At 69.0% G+C, this 18,937-nt stretch carries 22 protein-coding genes; 13 read left to right on the forward strand and 9 right to left on the reverse strand.

What is annotated here, in order from left to right; translation table 11 throughout:
- Positions 1 to 78: 78 nt before the first annotated feature.
- From ACVCL3_RS11040 to xth, 3 genes are all read right to left on the reverse strand, one after another.
- Positions 79 to 825 (reverse strand): DUF4336 domain-containing protein, encoded by a 747-nt coding sequence (locus ACVCL3_RS11040; RefSeq protein ID WP_447097677.1) that lies wholly within the window; start codon positions 823 to 825, stop codon positions 79 to 81.
- Between the two features lie 87 nt (positions 826 to 912).
- On the reverse strand, positions 913 to 1,590 hold the full coding sequence (locus tag ACVCL3_RS11045) for a YecA/YgfB family protein (protein WP_395120790.1): 678 nt from the start codon (positions 1,588 to 1,590) through the stop codon (positions 913 to 915).
- A 5-nt stretch (positions 1,591 to 1,595) separates the two neighbouring features.
- Complete coding sequence (gene xth, locus ACVCL3_RS11050) at positions 1,596 to 2,363, reverse strand: exodeoxyribonuclease III (RefSeq protein ID WP_447101306.1); 768 nt, start codon at positions 2,361 to 2,363, stop codon at positions 1,596 to 1,598.
- 217 nt (positions 2,364 to 2,580) lie between these two features.
- Here xth and ACVCL3_RS11055 point away from each other — a divergent pair, with 217 nt between their 5' ends.
- Positions 2,581 to 2,790, forward strand: coding sequence for a cold-shock protein (locus ACVCL3_RS11055; protein WP_008438719.1), 210 nt, complete (start codon positions 2,581 to 2,583; stop codon positions 2,788 to 2,790).
- Between the two features lie 163 nt (positions 2,791 to 2,953).
- Here ACVCL3_RS11055 and ACVCL3_RS11060 read toward each other — a convergent pair whose 3' ends face one another.
- Positions 2,954 to 5,011: a M3 family metallopeptidase gene (locus ACVCL3_RS11060; protein ID WP_447101307.1), complete on the reverse strand. Its 2,058-nt coding sequence runs from the start codon at positions 5,009 to 5,011 to the stop codon at positions 2,954 to 2,956.
- A gap of 93 nt (positions 5,012 to 5,104) precedes the next feature.
- Between ACVCL3_RS11060 and ACVCL3_RS11065 the strand changes: the two genes are divergently transcribed.
- Together ACVCL3_RS11065 and ACVCL3_RS11070 are read left to right on the forward strand one after the other, a co-directional pair.
- Positions 5,105 to 5,638, forward strand: a complete 534-nt coding sequence (locus ACVCL3_RS11065; protein WP_447101308.1) for a gamma carbonic anhydrase family protein — start codon at positions 5,105 to 5,107, stop codon at positions 5,636 to 5,638.
- The gene (locus ACVCL3_RS11070) at positions 5,638 to 5,967 is read left to right on the forward strand and encodes a low molecular weight protein tyrosine phosphatase family protein (RefSeq protein ID WP_447101309.1); all 330 of its coding nucleotides are present in this window, start codon (positions 5,638 to 5,640) and stop codon (positions 5,965 to 5,967) included. Before ACVCL3_RS11065 ends, ACVCL3_RS11070 begins: the two co-directional genes overlap by 1 nt.
- Positions 5,968 to 5,974: 7 nt before the next feature.
- Here the strand turns inward: ACVCL3_RS11070 and ACVCL3_RS11075 are convergent, their stop codons facing one another.
- A complete protein-coding gene (locus tag ACVCL3_RS11075) occupies positions 5,975 to 6,517 on the reverse strand; it encodes an energy transducer TonB (protein WP_447101310.1) in 543 nt (180 codons plus the stop codon).
- Between the two features lie 122 nt (positions 6,518 to 6,639).
- Positions 6,640 to 7,470, reverse strand: coding sequence for a shikimate dehydrogenase (aroE, locus tag ACVCL3_RS11080; protein WP_447101311.1), 831 nt, complete (start codon positions 7,468 to 7,470; stop codon positions 6,640 to 6,642).
- A gap of 116 nt (positions 7,471 to 7,586) precedes the next feature.
- Here aroE and ACVCL3_RS11085 point away from each other — a divergent pair, with 116 nt between their 5' ends.
- Positions 7,587 to 7,847: a hypothetical protein gene (locus tag ACVCL3_RS11085; protein ID WP_447101312.1), complete on the forward strand. Its 261-nt coding sequence runs from the start codon at positions 7,587 to 7,589 to the stop codon at positions 7,845 to 7,847.
- 4 nt (positions 7,848 to 7,851) lie between these two features.
- On the opposite strand, the gene ACVCL3_RS11090 is transcribed toward ACVCL3_RS11085, so the two are convergent.
- Complete coding sequence (locus tag ACVCL3_RS11090) at positions 7,852 to 9,336, reverse strand: RimK family protein (protein WP_395120778.1); 1,485 nt, start codon at positions 9,334 to 9,336, stop codon at positions 7,852 to 7,854.
- Between the two features lie 201 nt (positions 9,337 to 9,537).
- Between ACVCL3_RS11090 and ACVCL3_RS11095 the strand changes: the two genes are divergently transcribed.
- Positions 9,538 to 10,011, forward strand: a complete 474-nt coding sequence (locus ACVCL3_RS11095; RefSeq protein ID WP_447097685.1) for a GNAT family N-acetyltransferase — start codon at positions 9,538 to 9,540, stop codon at positions 10,009 to 10,011.
- A gap of 12 nt (positions 10,012 to 10,023) precedes the next feature.
- Here ACVCL3_RS11095 and ACVCL3_RS11100 read toward each other — a convergent pair whose 3' ends face one another.
- The gene (locus tag ACVCL3_RS11100; RefSeq protein WP_395120776.1) at positions 10,024 to 10,713 is read right to left on the reverse strand and encodes a hypothetical protein; all 690 of its coding nucleotides are present in this window, start codon (positions 10,711 to 10,713) and stop codon (positions 10,024 to 10,026) included.
- Positions 10,714 to 10,814: 101 nt separating this feature from the next.
- Here ACVCL3_RS11100 and lptM point away from each other — a divergent pair, with 101 nt between their 5' ends.
- The 8 genes from lptM to rbsK all read left to right on the forward strand — a co-directional run bounded on the left by lptM (position 10,815) and on the right by rbsK (position 17,405).
- Positions 10,815 to 10,997, forward strand: coding sequence for an LPS translocon maturation chaperone LptM (lptM, locus tag ACVCL3_RS11105; protein ID WP_395120775.1), 183 nt, complete (start codon positions 10,815 to 10,817; stop codon positions 10,995 to 10,997).
- Position 10,998: 1 nt separating this feature from the next.
- Complete coding sequence (dapF, locus tag ACVCL3_RS11110) at positions 10,999 to 11,868, forward strand: diaminopimelate epimerase (protein WP_447101313.1); 870 nt, start codon at positions 10,999 to 11,001, stop codon at positions 11,866 to 11,868.
- 68 nt (positions 11,869 to 11,936) lie between these two features.
- Entirely contained in the window at positions 11,937 to 12,629 is a 693-nt protein-coding gene (locus ACVCL3_RS11115; RefSeq protein ID WP_395120773.1) for a DUF484 family protein, read from the forward strand.
- Between the two features lie 7 nt (positions 12,630 to 12,636).
- Entirely contained in the window at positions 12,637 to 13,542 is a 906-nt protein-coding gene (locus ACVCL3_RS11120; protein ID WP_447101314.1) for a tyrosine recombinase XerC, read from the forward strand.
- Positions 13,543 to 13,692: 150 nt separating this feature from the next.
- On the forward strand, positions 13,693 to 14,247 hold the full coding sequence (gene hslV, locus ACVCL3_RS11125; RefSeq protein WP_447101315.1) for an ATP-dependent protease subunit HslV: 555 nt from the start codon (positions 13,693 to 13,695) through the stop codon (positions 14,245 to 14,247).
- Positions 14,248 to 14,331: 84 nt separating this feature from the next.
- Positions 14,332 to 15,675, forward strand: a complete 1,344-nt coding sequence (gene hslU, locus ACVCL3_RS11130; RefSeq protein WP_447101316.1) for an ATP-dependent protease ATPase subunit HslU — start codon at positions 14,332 to 14,334, stop codon at positions 15,673 to 15,675.
- 28 nt (positions 15,676 to 15,703) lie between these two features.
- Complete coding sequence (locus ACVCL3_RS11135; protein ID WP_395120770.1) at positions 15,704 to 16,336, forward strand: hypothetical protein; 633 nt, start codon at positions 15,704 to 15,706, stop codon at positions 16,334 to 16,336.
- A 184-nt stretch (positions 16,337 to 16,520) separates the two neighbouring features.
- Positions 16,521 to 17,405: a ribokinase gene (gene rbsK, locus ACVCL3_RS11140; RefSeq protein ID WP_447101317.1), complete on the forward strand. Its 885-nt coding sequence runs from the start codon at positions 16,521 to 16,523 to the stop codon at positions 17,403 to 17,405.
- Positions 17,406 to 17,418: 13 nt separating this feature from the next.
- On the opposite strand, the gene mnmE is transcribed toward rbsK, so the two are convergent.
- On the reverse strand, positions 17,419 to 18,774 hold the full coding sequence (mnmE, locus tag ACVCL3_RS11145; RefSeq protein ID WP_447101318.1) for a tRNA uridine-5-carboxymethylaminomethyl(34) synthesis GTPase MnmE: 1,356 nt from the start codon (positions 18,772 to 18,774) through the stop codon (positions 17,419 to 17,421).
- Between the last annotated feature and the right edge of the window lie 163 nt (positions 18,775 to 18,937).

Genomic DNA, 18,937 nt, shown 5'->3' on the forward strand with positions numbered 1-18,937 from the left:
CCCGCCAAGATGGTCCGATTCGTGCGCCGATCCAAGCGGTGTCACCGGAACGGATCGTTTCGCTGGCGCGACACCGGCTCAGTCGAGCCAACGAAAGGCCCGGCGCAACTCGGCCATGGCGTTGTCCGGAAACCAGCGCCCGTGCGCCAGCACCACGCGCCGCGGCTGCCACGCCAGCATCCGCGCCAGACAAGCGCGTGCCTGGCGTTTGCGACCCAGATAGGTCAGGCGCATGTCCCATGGCGCCTTGCCGTCGGGGTCCAGGACGCCACCCAGCCGTGCCAGCCAGCGCATCGGGCCGTGCAGCCTGTCGAGTTCGAAATTCTCGATCAGGTCGGTGAGGATCAGCGTACCGCTGGCGTCATGCAGGAACACGAATTCCTGCATCACGCGGCTGCCGCGGAAGCACATCTGCTTGATGCTGCCGGCCCAGTCCGGGGGCGGCGCGTCGTCCAGATCGGCGTCGAAATGCACGTCGATGCGCTGGCTGGCCGCACGCTGGCGCACCCCGGGCGAAGCCCACGCCGTGGCGTGGGGGTAGCGCTGCTTCCACGCGGCGATATGGGCGTAATGAAGCAGGTTGGGCGACACCAGATGGCGCACCGGCCCGAGCGCATCGATCGCCTCGAACAGCGCCGCGTCGGGCGCGATCGGCGAGTGGCACCACAGCCCGCCGTCGGGCAACCGCACCACCGTCATGCGGGTGGGAAACGGCATGCGCATGCCGAGCGCCGCCATCGCCACCACCGGGCCGTCGACGATCCAGATGTCGGCGGCAACCGGTTTCAACGTGTCGAGCGGGGTGTACAAGCCGAGTTCCGTCACGAATGACCTCGCCAATTGCAGCAGGAGCCCGCTCGCGGGCGATGGGTTTACTCCGAATCCTGAATCCCGATTCCCGAATCCCGGCCCTCAATGCACCCAGTGACCGCTGCGCTGGCGCGGCGGTGCGGCCTCGCTATCGCTGGCTGGCTGGTGCTGGCGCACCATCGCTTCCACTTCCGCCTCGGTGGCGGGGTTGGCCTGCCAGTACTGGTTCACGGCTTGCAGCACCGCCGGCACCTGGCCCAGGCAGTCGTCGTATTCGTCGTCGCTGAGCTTTTCGAACTCGGCCTCGGCACGCAGGATGCCTTCGTCCACCGCCAGCGCCATCACCGGGCCGAGCAGCTCCATCAGCTGGGGATCTTCAGCCAGGCGGCCTTCCCACAGGGCGGCGCGCAGGTCGATGCCGCGGCTGAAGCCCTCGCACCAGCCGGCGGCCGACAGCATCGGACCGGCCTCGGATTCGACTTCGCCCAGGATCGGCTCGTAGGCATCCACGTCGAGCTCGGCGCTGATCGAATCGTTGAGCTTGGCCAGCAGGGCCAGCACGCGATTGCCTTCGTCCTCGTCCTCGAACGGCTCGTGCAGCACCTCGCGCAGCCATTCCTCGGGCAGCACCAGCAGCGGGCCGACGGCCAGCGCCGAGAGCAGGCCGTGCACGCCATCGAGCAGCAGGTCGCCCTCGCCGGTATGCGCGCGCAGGTAGCGGTCCAGTTCGTCCAGTTCGTGGTCGTCCAGCGAGCTGGGCCATTCGTTCTTTGCAGTCATTTCGGTCAGATGTCCAGTTCCAGCGTTACCGGGGTATGGTCGGACGGGCGCTCCCAGCGCCGCGGTTCCCGGTCGATCCCCGCCGCCCTGGCGGCCGGTTTCAGGGCGTCGCCGATCAGGATCAGGTCGATGCGCAGGCCCATGTTGCGGCGAAACGCCGCCTGCCGGTAATCCCACCAGCTGTAGTGCCCGGGCGCGGACTCGAACAGCCGGAAGCTGTCGTGCAGGCCCAGGTCGGTGATCGCCTTGAGTGCCTCGCGCTCGGGCGGCGAGCACAGGATGTCCTCGCCCCAGGCCACCGGGTCGTAGACGTCGCGATCGTCGGGGCAGATGTTGAAATCGCCCAGCACCACCAGGTTCGGGTGGCGCTCGTGCTCGCGCGCCAGGAACTCGCGCACCCTGGCCATCCAGTCCAGCTTGTAGGCGTATTTCTCGTCGCCGACCGCCTTGCCGTTGACCACGTACAGGTCGATCACGCGCAGCGGGCCGATGGTCGCGGCGAGGATGCGCCGCTGCGGGTCGTCCAGGCCGGGGATGTCGGTAATCACGTCGACCGGCGCTTCACGAGCCAGGATCGCCACGCCGTTGTAGGTCTTCTGGCCCGAATACACGGCCCGGTAGCCGGCAGCGGCCAGCTCGTCGACCGGGAACTTCGCGTCCTCCAGCTTGGTTTCCTGCAGCGCCACGATGTCCGGCTGTGCGTCGGCCAGCCACTGGCCCAGATGCGGCAGGCGCACCTTCAGCGAGTTGACGTTCCAGGAGGCGATTTTCATCGGGATATTGTAAAGGATTGCCCCGATCGGCCCGGCGGGCCGGCTGAACGGTTCGCGCCGATCGCAATACTTCGGTGCGGGAAAGCCACCGAAATCGCGATTTCCAGTGTATGCTGCGCGGGCAAGCCGTCCGGAGCACCCGGTTCACTTGCCCATCTTGCGGTCAAGTGCAATCGCTCCGAGCCGCAAATCATCCATGCTTCAAAGGTAACGTTACATGTCGGATCGTCAGAGCGGTACAGTCAAGTGGTTCAACGACGCCAAGGGTTTTGGCTTCATCACGCCGGAAAGCGGTGATGACCTGTTCGTGCATTTCCGCGCGATCCAGGGCACGGGCTTCAAGTCCCTGCAGGAAGGTCAGCGCGTCACGTTCATCGTCACCAAGGGCCAGAAGGGCCTGCAGGCCGAGGAAGTCCAGGCTGCCTGAGTCGCACAGACTCAGCTCCTGAAGGAAAGCCCGCTTCGGCGGGCTTTTTTTTGCCTTGGGGGCGGGGAATAGGGAATGGGGAATAGGGAATAGGAAGAGCGGCAACGCTTCGCGACCGACCGCTTTTGCGATTCCCTATTCCCTATTCCCCATTCCCGGCCCTTCACGCCAAACCGTAGCTGCGCAGCAGCGCCTCCGGCTCGGGTTTGCGGCCGCGGAAGGCGATGAAGCTCTCCAGCGCCGGGCGGCTGGCGCCGACGGCGAGGAACTCGCGGCGGAAGCGCTCGCCGGTGGCGCGGTCGATCACGCTGCCGCTTTCCCCCGCCTGCTCCTCGAACGCACCGAACGCGTCGGCGCTGAGCAGTTCGGCCCACAGGTAGCTGTAGTAACCGGCCGCGTAGCCGCCGGCGAAGATGTGGCTGAAGCCGTGCGGAAAGCGCTGCCATGCCGGCGGATGCAGCACCGCCACCTGCTTGCGCACCTGCTCCAGCACCGCCAGCGCGCGGGCGCCGCGGGACGGCTCGTACTCCAGGTGCAGCAGAAAATCGAACAACGCGAACTCCAGCTGGCGCACCAGGAACAGGCCGGCGTGGAAATGCCGCGCGGCCAGCATGCGCTCGAACAGCTCGTCCGGCAGCCGCTCGCCGGTCTGCCAGTGGCGCGCGAACAGGTCCAGCGCCTGGCGATTCCAGCCGAAGTTCTCCATGAACTGGCTGGGCAGTTCCACCGCGTCCCATTCCACGCCGTCGATGCCGCCGATCGAGGGCAGCGCGATGCCGGTGAGCAAATGGTGCAGGCCGTGGCCGAACTCGTGGAACAGGGTCAGCACGTCGTCGTGGGTGAGCAGGGCCGGCCGGCCCTCGGTGGGCGGGGCGAAGTTGCAGGTGAGGAAGGCCACCGGCCGTTGCTCCTGGCCGCCGTCGTCGAAGCGGGCGCGGCAGACGTCCATCCAGGCGCCGCCGCGCTTGCCGTTGCGCGCGTAGAGATCGACGTAGGCGCCGGCGAACACCTTGCCGGCGGCATCGCGCACGTCGTAGTAGCGCACCTGCGGGTGCCACACGTCGACGTCGTCGCGGGCGGCGAGAGTGATGCCGTAGAGTTTTCCGGCGAGGCCGAACAGGCCGTCGATCACCGCCGGCAGCGGGAAGTACGGCTTGAGCTGCTCCTCGTCCAGTGCGTACTCGCGCTGGCGCAGTTTCTCCGACGCGTAGGCGACATCCCACGGTTCGAGCGTGTCGAGCTTCAGTTCGGCGCGGGCGAACTCGCGAAGGGTGGCCAGTTCGCGCTGCGCGACGGGCTTGGCGCGGGCGGCCAGGTCGTGCAGGAACTCCAGCACCTCGGCCGGCGAGGCGGCCATCTTGGTGGCCAGCGACTCCTCCGCCGCATTGGCGAAGCCGAGCAGGCGCGCAGCTTCGTGGCGCAGGGCCATGATCTTCTCGATGCGCTCGCTGTTGTCGAACTTGCCCGCATCCGGACCCTGGTCCGAAGCGCGGGTCTGGTAGGCCCAGTACACCCGCTCGCGCAGGCCGCGGTGGTCGGCGTAGTTCAGCACGGCCTGCACGCTGGGCTGCTTGAGCGTGACCAGGTAGCCGTCCAGATCCTGATCCTGCGCATACTGGCGCAGCACGGCGAGGCCGGAGGCAGGGATGCCGGCGAGGTCGCGCTCGTCGGTGACGTGTTCGTGCCATGCCTCGCTGGCATCGAGCACGGCATGGGAGAACTCGGTGGAGAGCCGCGACAGCTCCACCCCGATCTCGCGGAAGCGCGAACGCGCCGGCTCGGCCAGCGCCACGCCGGACAGCCTGAAGTCGCGCAGGGCATGTTCGACCAGCGCGCGCTCCGGCCGCGGCAAGGCGGCGAAATCCGCCGCATCGGCCAGCGTCTGCACCGCCGCGTACAGCGCGCGGTTCTGGCCCAGCTCGATCGCGTGCTCGGTGAGTTTTTCCTCGGCCGGGCCGTAGACCGCGCGCAGCGCTTCGCTGTCAGCGACCGCCTGCAGGTGCGACACCGGTGCCCAGGCCCGCGCCAGGCGCTGCTCCAGCCGTTCCTGGGTCAGCATCACGTGGTTGAAGTCGCGGGGCGCGCCGGGGGCGACCAGCGCGTCGATGGCGGCGCGGTAGTCGGCCAGGATCGCGTCGATCGCCGGTTGGACGTGCTCGGGGCGAATCTGCGAAAACGCCGGCAGGATGTCGTCGGCCAGCAGCGGATTGTCGGGGCTCATGCGGTCTCCTTTGAGCCGCCAGCGTGGCGATCGCGCCGGGCGAAATCAAGCGCGGCCGCGTGACGAGGCACCGCGCGCCGCTAGAATGCGCCGATGAATTCCCTGCGCAGCTTCAAGGGCATCGCGCCCACGCTCGGCCAACGCGTCTACGTCGACCCCGCCGCTACGGTGATCGGCGACGTAGTGCTCGGTGACGACGTCTCGATCTGGCCCGGCACGGTACTGCGCGGCGACGTCAACGCCATCCGCGTCGGCGCCAAAACCAGCATCCAGGACGGCGCCATCGTGCACGTGGCCCACGCCGGCCCGTACGGCCCGGGCTTCCCGTGCCTGATCGGCGAGGGCGTCACCATCGGCCACGCCGCGGTGGTGCACGCCTGCACGATCGGCGACCACTGCCTGATCGGCATGCACGCCAGCGTGCTCGACGGCGCGGTGGTGATGCGCCACGGCTTCGTCGGCGCCGGCGCGCTGATCCCGCCGGGCAAGGTGGTCGGCGAGGGCGAGCTGTGGCTGGGCAACCCGGCGAAATGCGTGCGCGTGCTGGGCGAACGCGAGATCGAGCAGCTGCACTATTCGGCCAATCACTATGTGCGGCTGAAGGACGTCTATCTGGCGGAGGCCTGATGGCCCTCCGTCGCGTGCTGTTCCTGTGCAGCCGCAACCGCTTGCGCAGCCCGACCGCCGAGCAGGTGTTCGGCACCTGGCCGAACCTCGAGGTGGATTCGGCCGGCCTCGCCGACGATGCCGAGGTGGGGCTGAGCACGGACCAGCTGGATTGGGCCGACTTGATCGTGGTGATGGAGAGCAGCCATCGCCGACGCCTGCAGGCACGCCATCGCGCCCGGCTCAAGGGCAAGAAGATCGTCTGCCTGGACATTCCCGACCGCTATACCTTCATGCAGGCGGAACTGGTCGAAGCGCTACTGCGGAAGGCCGGGCCGCTGCTGCGCTGAGCCGGCCTCACTTCGCCGCGCCGCGCATGGCGTTCACCTGGCGGATGCGCTCGGCTTCGGCCTCGTGCTGCCGGGTCAGGATGTTGCGCGCGGCGGACAGTTTGCCGCCGAGCAGGGACAGCGTGAAGTTGTTGCTGTCGAATTCGCGCAGCAGATCGATCTCGCGGCGCGCCTCCTCCAGTTCGTTGCGGTTGATGGTGCGCTCGATCTCCTCCGAGGCGCGGCCGAAGGAGTCCCGCAACGCCTCGTGCGCGGTGCGGTCGTGCGGCTCCAGCTGCAGTACGCTGAGGTAGAACTCGAACGCGTTGCTGCCGGCCGGCGCGATCAGGCGGCCGTCGCGCATGGCGTCGCGCGCCAGCCCGAGCAGGATGGCGCGGCCGCTCTGCGCATCGTCGAGCGGTGTCCCGGCCGCTTCGACAGCGGTCGTTCCAGCGGGCGAAGGTGCCGCCACCGGGCCCCGCCGGAAGGTCGCAGCGGCTCCGCCCAACACCAGCAGCAAGACGACGGCAAGCGCGTATCGGTGCGATACGGTGGAAAGAAAGCGGGACATGACACCTGCTGCGCAAACGATGGCCGCGCGCTGGAGTCGTCGTCATCGGCGCGCTCCCGGCGGGTCGCGCCATCCTGCCCGCGCATTGTTTCAGTCGTGTGGCGCGGCGGCGACCGGTGCGCTCAGGCCGTTTGCCGGCGCAAAGTCTGGTACACCGGCTCGGTGTCCGGTCGCTGGCCGTGCCACAACGCGAAGGCGTCGGCCGCGGTTTCCACCAGCATGCCCAGGCCGTCGCAGGCGTAGCGCGCGCCGGCCGCGCGGGCCCAGCCGAGGAAACCGGCGGCGGCCTGGCCGTAGGACAGGTCGTAGCACACTGCGCGGCTGCCGAGCAGGGCAAACGGCAGTTGCAGCGCCGCGCCGAGCACGCCGGCCGAGGTGGCGTTGACGATCAGGTCGAAACTGCCGATGGTGGCCAGGTCGTCCCAGTAGCGGGTACGCACCCGCGCCGGCTCGCCAATGGCGTCGGCCAGCGCGTCGGCCGCCGCCGGCGAACGATTGACGATGGTCAGCGATCGCACGCCGGCATCGAGCAGCGGCCAGGCCACCCCGCGCGCTGCGCCGCCGGCACCGAGCAGCAAGGTGTCATGGCCGCGCAGGTCGATCTCGTGGCGTTCGGCCAGATCGCGCACCATGCCGTCGCCGTCGGTGTTGTGCGCCGCCAGACGGCCGTCCTCCAGCCGGGTCAGCACGTTGGCCGTGCCGGCCCGCGTGGCTGCCACGCTGTGCTGGTCGGCCAGCGCGAACGCGGCCGCCTTGTGCGGCAAGGTGACATTGGCGCCGCGGCCGCCATCGGCGAAGAAGCGCCGCACCGCATCGGCGAAGTCGGCCGGCGGCACGTCGATCGCGCGGTATGCCAGCTCGATGCCGCACTGCTGCGCGAACGCCTGGTGGATCGCCGGCGACAGGCTGTGGCTGATCGGGTGACCGAACACGGCGAACTGGGCGGGCTGCATGGGGGTTCCCTGAGGAGTACTGGCTGCCAGTCTACAAGCCACCCCTCAGCGTGCATGGTCGCAGGCGGTGAGATGAGCGGCAGGCACGCTGGCGGCACTTTCACGGGAGATGCCCCATGCGCACGTCGAGCCCGCTTTCACCGCATCATCCACGCCTGTTTGCCGCCGCCAGCACCTGGCTGCTCGGAGGTGGCGCCTTGCTGCTGAGCACCCTGGTGCCGGCGCACACCGCGCTCCTGGGCTGGACGCCCGCGTTCTGGCTGCTGGTCGCGCCCTTGCTGGTGCTGCTGGCGCTGGAACCGGGGCTGCCGCGCCGCTGGCTGGCGCGGCGGCGTCTGCGTGTCGTCCACACCGTTCACGGCGCGGCCTGGCGCTGATGGCTCAGACGGCGCCGCCCTGGCGCTTGCGTTCCATCCGGCGCAGGAATTCGCGCATCACGCGCAGGTACAGTTCGTCGCCGAGATAGGCATCTTCCACGCCGGCGTCGATCGAGGGGTTGTCGTTCACCTCGATCACCACCGGGCGGTTGCCGACCTGCTTGAGGTCGACGCCGTAGAGTCCGTCGCCGACCGGCTGGGTCGCCTTCAGCGCCAGCTTGACCACGGCCACCGGGGCGTCCTTCAACGCGATGGTCTCGAACCCGCCGGACTTTGCCGTGCCGGTGGCGCCGTGGTTGTAGATCTGCCAGTGGCCGCGCGACATGTAGTACTTGCAGGCGTAGATCGCCTCGCGGTTGAACACGCCGATGCGCCAGTCGAACTCGGTGTAGACGTATTCCTGCGCCAGCAGCAATGCGCTGTGCTGGAACAGGCCACTGGCCGCGTGCGCCAGCTCTTGCTCGTCCTCGACCTTGACCACGCCGCGCGAGAACGAGCCGTCCGGGATCTTCAGCACCAGCGGGAAACCGAGCCGCTCGACGACTTCCTTCATGCCCTTGCTGTCGTCGCGATAGAGGATCTCCGTGCGCGGCACCGCCAGTTTGCGCGAGACCATCAGGTCGTTGAGGTAGATCTTGTTGGTGCAACGCAGGATCGAGCTGGGGTCGTCGACCACCACCATGCCTTCCTTCTCGGCGCGGTGGGCGAAGCGGTAGGTGTGGTTGTCGCTGGCGGTGGTTTCGCGGATGAACAGGCCGTCGTACTCGGCCAGCCGCTGGTAGTCGTTCTTGCCGATCGGGTCGACCTCGATGCCGAGCTCCTTGCCGGCGCCGATGAATGCCTTCAGCGCGCGCTTGTTCGACGGCGGCATCTGCTCGGCCGGGTCGACCAGCATGGCCAGGTCGTAGCGGAACTGCTTGCGCGCGCGCGGCTTGCGCCACAGCTTGCGCGAGAAGCGGTCCAGTTCCTCGGCGAAGGCGTCCTCCTGCGCGTCGTCCAGCGAATGCAGGCCGACCGGCTTGATCGAGCTGACCTGCCACACGCGGTCGCGCTCGAACTCGATGCGCAGCAGCGGGCAGGGGAACATCTCGAACACCTGCCGGGCCAGGTCCTGCAGCGCCGGGTAGGCGGTCTCGCCGAAGTAGACCAGGATGCCGAAGTCGGTGGTGTCACGCCCGCCGGCAGGCAGGAAGTGGGTGAGCTTCTGGTTGAGGTCGTCGATGTCCAGGCCGTACAGCGAGCGCCGGCGCAGGTCGTTCACCGTGCGCACCGACGGCATCACCTTGTGCCCGCGCGCCTCGGCCAGCAACGACACGTAGTAGCCGGTGCCCAGGTACTTGTAGCTGCGGCACAGGTTGATCACGTGGGTGCGTTCGTCGTCGGCACCGACCGGCGTGCGCAGATAATCCATTGCGCTCATCACATCAACGGAGGGGTAATACGAGCTCCAGTCGGAGGCTTTCTCGACAACGACGACCAGGCGGGCCATGACACCTCTCGATCCCAAGTGGCATGCGCGGCCGGTCGCGCCCGGGGCGGGCGGCGGCGCAAAGTGCGCAGTCTGGCACAGCGCCGCGACGACACAAGGGATGGCACTGAAGGAGACGTAAATGCCCGCCCGCGCCAGCCTGTGCAGCGCCTGCTAGAGTCCGCGGGATTGCCCTGCCTGATGCCACGGATACCACCCTCGATGCCGTCTTTGCCCGTCACCGCACCGGCGCGCGTGCGCCGCGCGGATCTTTCCGATCTCGACGACCTGGTGACGCTGGAACAAAACGCGTTCGACGGCGACCGCCTGAGCCGGGCGCAATACCGCCGCCACCTGGACAGCGATTCGGCGCAAGTGCTGGTAGCCAGCGGCGGCCGCCACGATTTCTTCGGCAGCGCGGTGCTGTTTTTCCGCAAGCGCAGCCGGGTGGCGCGCGTGTATTCGCTGGCGACGCGACCCGAATCGCGCGGCCTGGGCATCGGCGCGGCGCTGCTGCAGGCGGCCGCGGCCGCCGCGCGACGGCGCGGTTGCGACCGGCTGCGGCTGGAGGTGCGTCCGGACAACGCCGCGGCGATCCGCCTGTACGAGCGCGCTGGCTTCCGCCGTTTCGGCGCGTATCGGCGTTACTACGAGGACGGCACCGACGCCTGGCGCTACGAGCAGGCGCTGGATTGATCGCGTCGCGCGTCAGCCGCCCAGCGGGTGGCGGATGCGCTGCTCGGTGGCGTCGTCCGCCCGCGCCACCAGCGCGCCGGTGCGCATCAGGTTCACCGTGTAGTGGCCGCCGTCGACCAGCGGCAGAAACGCGCCGCTGCCGTAGACCGTGTCGAGTTCCGGCAGCCACGCAGGGTGCGTCTTGCCCAGCTTGACCAGGTCGAACGCACCGGCCGGCTCGAAACTGATCACCGTGCGCGGCGCGGTCATTTCCTGCGCGGGATCGTCGTAGCGGCCGGAGAGCCGATCGAGCCGGTACAGCGGTGGCACGCCGGCCAGCAGCGCGGGCAGCTTCCACTTCAGCACGACCGCCTCGACGCGCCAGGCATCGCCGGCCAGTTCGACCTCGCGCGTGCTGCCGTCGGGCCAGGTCAGGTTGAGCGCCCAGCGCTGCGGCGACAGGATGCGCGCGTCGATCTCGACCACCGACGCCTCCTCGCCCAGCAGGTGGTAGCCACGCAGCGCGGCGCCGGTGCCGGCCAGCAACAGGGTGAGCGCAAACGCCGCCACGCACAGCAGCGCCCGCCAGCTGGCCGCTGCGCGACGACGCGCCTGCAGGTGCCGGCGCAGCATCACCAACTGCGCGAGGGTGACCAGCGCGAACACCGCGGCCAGCACCAGCAGCACCGTCATCGGCATGCGCAGCAAGGCGCTCCAGTCCATCGCATCCACCCTCGTCGTCGCGCGGCACGCGCCGCCGCCCCATGATAGCCGGCGCACCGCGGGTGCCTCGCTATACTGGCCACTTGCTGAGGAACCCCGCCATGCGCCGATCCCTGTTGTTGCTGCCGCTCGCCCTCGTCGTCGCCCTGCTTGCCGGCTGCGGCAACAAGGGACCGCTGGTGCTGCCGCCGGCACGAACCGCGCCGCCGCCGACACCGGCCACCAGCGCACCGGCACCGGCGATGCCGGCCAGCGTGGCCGCGGATGCTTCCGGCGAGCACTGAGATGGCGCCGGCGCCACTGCGCTTTTCCAAGATGCACGGCAGCGGCAACGACTTCGTCGTGCTGGACTGCCGGCGGCAGGCGTTCGCGCTCGACGCGGTGCAGATCCGCGCGCTGGGTGATCGCCACACCGGCGTGGGCTTCGACCAGCTGCTCAGCGTGGAGCCGGCGCGCGATCCGTCGTGCGCGTTCTACTACGGCATCTGGAACACCGACGGCTCGCCGTCAGGCCAGTGCGGCAACGGCGTGCGCTGCGTGGCGGCGTGGTTGCATCGTGCCGGCGCGCTGGCGCTGGACCAGGCGGTGCGCATCGAGAGTCCGTCCGGCCCGGTGACGGTGCGCGTGCTCGCACCCGACCAGGTCACCGTAGACATGGGCGAGCCGATCTTCGAACCGGCGCGGATTCCGTTCGCGGCCGCGGCGACGGCCGCGCATTACCCGATCGAGGTCGGCGGCGACACGCTGGACATCGGCGCCGTCTCGATGGGCAATCCGCATGCGGTAGTGACCGTCGATGACCTGGCCGATCCGGCGCTGGAACGGCTCGGCCCGCTGCTGACCCGGCATCCGCGCTTCGCCGAAGGCGCCAACGCCGGCTTCGTGCAGCGGCTGGACCGCAGCCACCTGCGCCTGCGCGTGCACGAGCGCGGCGCCGGCTGGACCCGCGCCTGCGGCACCGGGGCCTGCGCCGCGATGGCGGTGCTGCACCGGCGCGGCGAAGTGGATGAGCGCGTCGCGGTGGCGCTGCCCGGCGGCAGCCTGCGCATCGACTGGGCCGGCGCCGGCCATGCGCTCTGGATGACCGGCCCGGCGGCCTTCGTTTTCGAGGGCGAATGGGCGCTTCCCCGCGTCGAACCGCCGCCGGCCGGTTGAAGCCCGCGCGCGTCCATCGCACACTGCGGCAGGCAAGCCCCGCCCGCCCCGCTCCAGGATCTCCGCGCATGACCGCTACCCTGCTCGACGACGCCACCCAGGCCCGCGTGGTCGCCGCCTACCTGAAGCGGCACCCGGAATTCCTCAGCGAGTACCCCGAGCTTGCCGCCAAGCTGACCATGCCGCCGCGCGAGAGCGGCGGCGCGGTGGCCTCGCTGGCGGTCTACCAGATGCAGAGCTTGCGCGACAAGAACGCCGAGCTGGAGCGGCGGCTGGCCGAACTGGTCGAGATCGCCGCCGAGAACGAGAAGCTGATGGAGCGCGTGCACGGCCTGACCGTGGCGCTGCTGCGCGCCAGCACGATGGAGGTCACTGCACGCACGGTGATCGCACGGCTCAGCGCGGATTTCCACACCGAGCGCGTGAGCCTGCTGCTGTTCGGGGCCGAACCCAAGCTGCCGCGCGCCGACTGGCTGCAGCAGATCGCCGGCGGCGCGGCGGCGCTGCCCGAGTTCGCCGATTTCCTGCACAAGGGCGAGCCCAGCTCCGGCCGCCTGTCGGCCGACAAGCTGGCGCGGCTGTTCGGCGAGCACGCGACCGGACTGCAGTCGGTGGCGTTGATCCCGCTGGGCGACGCCGGCATGCTGGCCATCGGCAGCGCCGACCCGAACCGCTTCCAGCCGGGCATGGGCACGCTGTTCCTGAGGATGATCTCCGCCACCATCACCGCCGCGCTGGCGCGGTCGCGGGATGTCTCCTGAGCCGGCCATGACCCCGGCCGGCCAGGTCGATGCCTGGCTGGCCCGCCTCGCCGGCGAACGCCACGCCTCGCCGCACACCGTCGCCGGCTATCGGCGCGACCTGGACAAGCTGCTGCGCTTCATGGCGGCAGGTCAGGTAGGCACCTTCGAAGCACTCGACGGCGCGCGCATGCGCGCGTTCATCGCCGGCGAACATCGCGCGGGGCTGGCGCCGAAGAGCCTGCAGCGCCTGCTCTCTTCCTGCCGCAGCCTGTTCCGCCAGCTCGGTCGCGAGGGCACGCTGAGCCACGATCCGCTGCTCGGCGTGCGCGGCCCCAAGGTGCGCCGCAAGCTGCCGCAGGTGCTCGACGTGGACGAGGCCACCGCGCTGGTGGAGACCGACAGCGGCGGCAAGCTCGCCGTGCGCGACCGCGCGATGCTGGAGCTGTTCTACTCCAGCGGCCTGCGCCTGTCCGAGCTGTGCGGCCTGCGCTGGCTCGACCTCAAGCTCGACGACGGCGAGGTGCGCGTGCTGGGCAAGGGCAGCAAGACGCGCATCGTGCCGGTCGGCCGCCACGCCGTGGCCGCGCTTCGTGCGCTCGGCGCCGAGCAGGGCATGCCGCCGGACGGCCCGGTATTCCGCGGCCGCGGCGGCGCGCCGATCCATCCACGCACGATCCAGTTGCGCATGAACACCCTCGCGCTGCAGCAGGGCATCCCGAAACACATCCATCCGCATCTGCTCAGGCACACCTTCGCCAGCCACATGCTGGAATCCTCCGGCGACCTGCGCGCTGTGCAGGAGCTGCTCGGCCACGCCGACATCGCCACTACCCAGATCTACACCCACCTCGATTTCCAGCACCTGGCCAAGGTCTACGACGCCGCGCATCCGCGAGCACGGGTGAAGCGAGGGGCGAAAAGCGAGGAGTGAGTGGAGAGGAGTGAGGAATGAGAGAGAGCAGACCACGAGCCCGGCTTTCTCTCACTTCTCACTCCTCTTCACTCACTCCTGGCCCGCGCATTGAAGCCCGCCGCCCACGGCCCCATCTCATCCGCTCAGACATCCTCTTGCGGAGCACCCATGGAATCGTTTCACGCCACCACCATCGTCTGCGTGCGCCGCGACGGCCGCGTCGTGATCGGCAGCGACGGCCAGGTCACGCTGGGCAACACGGTGATGAAGGGCAACGCGCGCAAGGTGCGCCGGCTCGGCAAGACGGGCGAGGTGGTGGCCGGTTTCGCCGGCGCCACTGCCGACGCCTTCACCCTGTTCGAACTGTTCGAGCAGAAGCTCGAGAAGCACAACAACAACCTCACCCGCGCCGCGGTGGAAATGGCCAAGGAATGGCGCACCGACCGCCGCTTCGGCCGACTGGAGGCGATGCTGGCGGTAGCCGACAAGGAAACCTCGCTGCTGATCTCCGGCAACGGCGACGTGGTGGAACCCGAGCACGGGCTGATCGCGATCGGCTCTGGCGGCCCGTTCGCCCAGTCCGCCGCGATGGCCCTGCTGGAAAACACCGACCTGGACGCCCGCACCATCGTCGAGAAGGCGCTGAAGATCGCCGGCGACATCTGCATCTACACGAACCACAACGTGTCGATCGAGGAGCTGGGAATGGGGAATAGGGAATAGGGAATAGACAAGCCCGACATTCCCGCAAGCCCACGCTCTTCCCATTCCCTATTCCCCATTCCCTATTCCCTGCGAAGCCAGCCCATGTCCGAACTCACCCCCCGCGAAATCGTCAACGAACTCGACCGCTACATCATCGGCCAGCACGACGCCAAGCGTGCGGTGGCGGTGGCGCTGCGCAGCCGCTGGCGACGCATGCAGTTGCCGGTGGAGATGCGCAACGAGATCACCCCGAAAAACATCCTGATGATCGGGCCCACCGGCGTGGGCAAGACCGAGATCGCGCGGCGGCTGGCGACGCTGGCGAACGCGCCGTTCGTGAAGGTCGAGGCGACCAAGTTCACCGAGGTGGGCTACGTCGGCAAGGACGTCGAGTCGATCATCCGCGACCTGGCCGACGGTGCCTACAAGCTGACCCGCGAGCAGGCGATCAAGCGCGTGCGTTCACAGGCCGAGGACCGCGCCGAGGATCGCATCCTCGATGCGCTGCTGCCGCGCCGGCAGTCCCCGCCGACCGACTGGAGCCACGACGCACCGGCCGCTCCCGCCATCGACAGCGACACCCGCCAGAAGCTGCGCAAGCAGCTGCGCGAGGGCGCGCTGGACGAGCGCGAGATCGAGCTGGATTTCGCCATGAACGTGGGCGTGGAGATCATGTCGCCACCGGGCATGGAGGAGATGGGCGCGCAACTGCGCCAGATGTTCCAGAACCTGGGCGGCGCCAAGACCCAGACCCGCAAGCTCGCGATCAAGGCGGCCCGCCCGCTGCTGATCGACGAGGAGGCCGGCAAGCTGCTCAACGACGAGGAGATCCGCGCCCAGGCGATGGAGAACGCCGAGCAGAACGGCATCGTCTTCATCGACGAGATCGACAAGGTGGCCCAGCGCAGCGACCACGGCCACGCCGGGGTCAGCCGCGAGGGCGTCCAGCGCGACCTGCTGCCGCTGGTGGAAGGCTCCACCGTCTCGACCAAGTACGGCCCGATCAAGACCGACCACATGCTGTTCATCGCCTCCGGCGCGTTCTCGCTGGCCAAGCCCTCGGACCTGATCCCCGAGCTGCAGGGCCGACTGCCGATCCGGGTCGAGCTCTCCGCGCTCAGCGTGGACGACTTCAAGCGGATCCTGCGCGAGCCGAACAACGCGCTGACCAAGCAGTACGTGGCCCTGCTCGGCACCGAGGGCGTCACCATCGAGTTCGCCGACTCCGGCATCGACCGCCTGGCCGAGGTGGCGTTCCAGGTGAACGAGCGCACCGAGAACATCGGCGCCCGCCGGCTGCACACCGTGATGGAGCGTCTGCTGGAAAAAATCTCCTTCGAAGCTGCGGATAAATCCGGCGAAAAATACCAGATCGACGCCAAAAATGTAGACAACTCCCTCGCCAACCTGGTTCGTGACGAGGATCTCAGCCGCTACATCCTGTAAAGCCGGCAGATCACCCCGATCTGCTAAAATGGACATCGTGAACAACGTTATCGAACTGAAAAACACCGGCCAGCGCGCCCAGTTGCGCGAGGCGCAACAGAAACAGACGCTGATCCGGTTGTGGCGTGAAGACCTCGAACACGGCAGCTTCTGCGGTTACGTGGGCGGGGTGGGGCGGGAGTTCTTCCTGCTCTGGGTGGTCGGCGACGGCATCACCTACGACGGCATGTACGTGATGCGGCACCGCGACATCTCCGAGCTCGAAGCACCCGACAAGCACCATGCCTTCTTCGAGAAGGCGCTGGCGCTCAAGCACATCCTGCCGCGGATGCCGCGCGGCTTCCCGCTGGACAGCATCCGCGAGGTGGTCCAGGCCGCCGGCGCCCAGGCACCGGTGATCGGCGTGCACGTGGACAGCGAGGACGAGTCCGAGGTCTGCTACATCGGCCGGCTGGTCAGCGTCGAGGACGACGGCTTCTACATGCAGGAACTCAGCCCGGACGCGGAGTGGATGCGCGAGGTCTCGTTCTTCAGCTGGGACGAGGTCTCCACCATCAGCATGGAAGACAGCTACGCCCAATCCCTGCTGGCTGTGGCCGGCCCCGCCCCGGCCCTGCTGCCCGGCGACGCCAGCGGCCTCGGTCGCGCGCCCTCGCCCTGAACCCCTCCTCCCGTAGGAGCCCGCTTGCGGGCGATGCCTTTTTGGCCGGGAATCGGGAATCGCAAAAGCATTAAGAGCATCGCCCGCGAGCGGGCTCCTACGGGGTCGCGGTCGCACCCAACTCGTCGCGCCAACGGGTAAGCTTTCGGATTCATCCTGAAAGCCCGTCCGCCGTGGAGCACGCATGAGCCGCATCGTCGTCGTCGGCAGCATCAACATGGACCTGGTCACCCAGGCGCCGCGCTTCGTCGGCCCCGGCGAGACCATCCTCGGCGAACGCTTCCTCACCGTGCCCGGCGGCAAGGGCGCCAACCAGGCGGTTGCTGCCGCGCGGCTGGGCGCCGAGGTAGCCCTGGTCGGCGCGCTCGGCCGCGACGCCTTCGGCGACCAGCTGCACGCCGGCCTCGCCGCCGAACACGTCGACCTGACCCACGTCGCGCGCCTCGACGACAGCGCCAGCGGCACCGCCTCGATCACCGTCGCCGGCGGCGAGAACCAGATCATCGTGGTGCCCGCCGCCAACACTCGCGTCACGCCCGCCCACGTCGAAGCCGCGCGTTCGCTGCTCGAACGGGCCGACGCCGTGCTGGTGCAGATGGAAATCCCGCTGGAAACCGTCGAAGCCACCGTGCGCCTGGGCCACCGCCTCGGGGTGCCGGTGATCCTCAATCCTGCCCCCGCGCAAAAACTGCCCACCGACTGGCTCAAACTCGCCCGCTACGTCACCCCGAACCAGCACGAGCTGGCGATCCTGCTCGGCGCCGATCCCACCGAAGACTTCAAGGCGCTGATGCAGCGCGCCCCATGCCCGGTCGTGCTCACCCGCGGCGGCGAAGGCGCCTGGTATCGCGAACAGGGCGAACCGCTGCACCAGCCCGGCTTCAAGGTCGACGTGGTCGACAGCACCGGCGCCGGAGACACCTTCAACGCGACGCTGGCGGTGTTCCTGAAAGAAGGCCTGGCCGCAGCGGTACGCAAGGCCTGCGCGGCCGCCGCGCTGTCGGTGACGAAGCTGGGCGCGCAGGGCGGCATGCCCACCGGGCGCGAGCTGGACAGGTTCCTCGCGTAGCGGCGCCGACGGGCTATTTGCCGATGCAGAACGAACTGAAGATCGCGCCGAGCAGGTCGTCGCTGCTGTAGTGGCCGGTGATTTCGCCCAGCGCGTGCTGGGCCTGGCGCAATTCCTCGGCAGCGAGTTCGCCGGCGCGGGTGGTGGCAAGGATGGCGGCGGTGCGATCGAGATGGTCACGCACGGACTGGAGGGCGAGCACGTGGCGGCGTCTGGCGCTGAAGGCGCCTTCGCCGCTGCCGGCGCCGGCGACGTGCTTGAGGTGGTCGCGCAGGAGATCGAGGCCGTCGCCGGTTCTGGCAGAGGCCCATAGCCAGTAGACGCTTTCGCGCCATTCGTCATGCGCGGCGAGGCCGTCGCGGTCGATCTTGTTGACCAGCACGATGCGCTCTACCTGGGACGGCAACGCGGCGAAGAAGGCGAGGTCGGCGCCGGCGTGCGCGGCGGCGGTGACCAGCAGGGCAACGTCGGCGCGTTGCAGTTCGCCGTGGGCGCGGCGCACGCCTTCGCGTTCGACTTCGTCTTCCGTATCGCGCAGGCCGGCGGTGTCGGCCAGTTCCAGCACGATGCCGTCGAGGCTCAGGCTTTCGCGCAGCACGTCGCGGGTGGTGCCGGCGATCGGGGTGACGATGGCACGGTCGCTGCCGGCCAGCGCGTTGAGCAGGCTGGATTTGCCGGCGTTGGGGCGGCCGATGATGGCCACCTTGAGTCCGTCGTTGAGGCGCACGCCGCGTTGCGCTTCACGCAGCAGGTCGGCCAGTTCGCGGCGCAGCTTGGCGAGTTGCGCGGTGATGGCGGGGTCGGCGAGGAAGTCGATTTCCTCTTCGGGGAAATCAATCGCCGCCTCGATGTGCACGCGCAGCGCGATCAGCGCTTGCAGCAGCGCGCCGACCTTGCGCGAGAACACGCCTTCCATCGATTGCAGCGCGGCCCGCGCACCGGCCTGCGAGCGGGCAGCGATCAGGTCGGCGACGGCTTCGGCCTGGGCCAGGTCGAGCTTGCCGTTGAGGAATGCGCGTTCGGTGAACTCGCCTGGGCGCGCCAGTCGCGCGCCAAGTTCGCAGCAGCGGCGCAGCAATGCGTCCAGCAGCACGGCGCTGCCATGGCCCTGCAGCTCCAGCACAGGTTCGCCGGTGTAGGAGGCGGGGGCGGGAAAGTAGAGCAGCAATCCGCGGTCGATCAGTTCGCCGGCGCCATCGCGAAGCGCGGCGAAGTGGGCATGGCGAGGTTGCGGTGCGCGGCCGAGCAGGGTTTGCGCGATGGCTGGCGCGGCGGGACCGGAGACGCGCAACACGCCGACGCCGGCCGCGCCGGGGGCGCTGGCGATGGCGGCGATGGTGTCGGTGGTCTCGGTGGCCTCGGTGGTCATGGGACGAACTTTACAGGGCGGTTTCGGGTTTGAACGGGGGGTGCGATGTCCTTCGACTCCGCCGCTGCGCGACTACGCTCAGGACGAACGGTTTGGGGAGTAAAGACGATCTCCCTGAGCGTAGCCGCGCAGCGGCGGAGTCGAAGGGTCCGCGACGTCAGCA

It is taken from the genome of Rhodanobacter sp. UC4437_H4 (assembly GCF_052978425.1).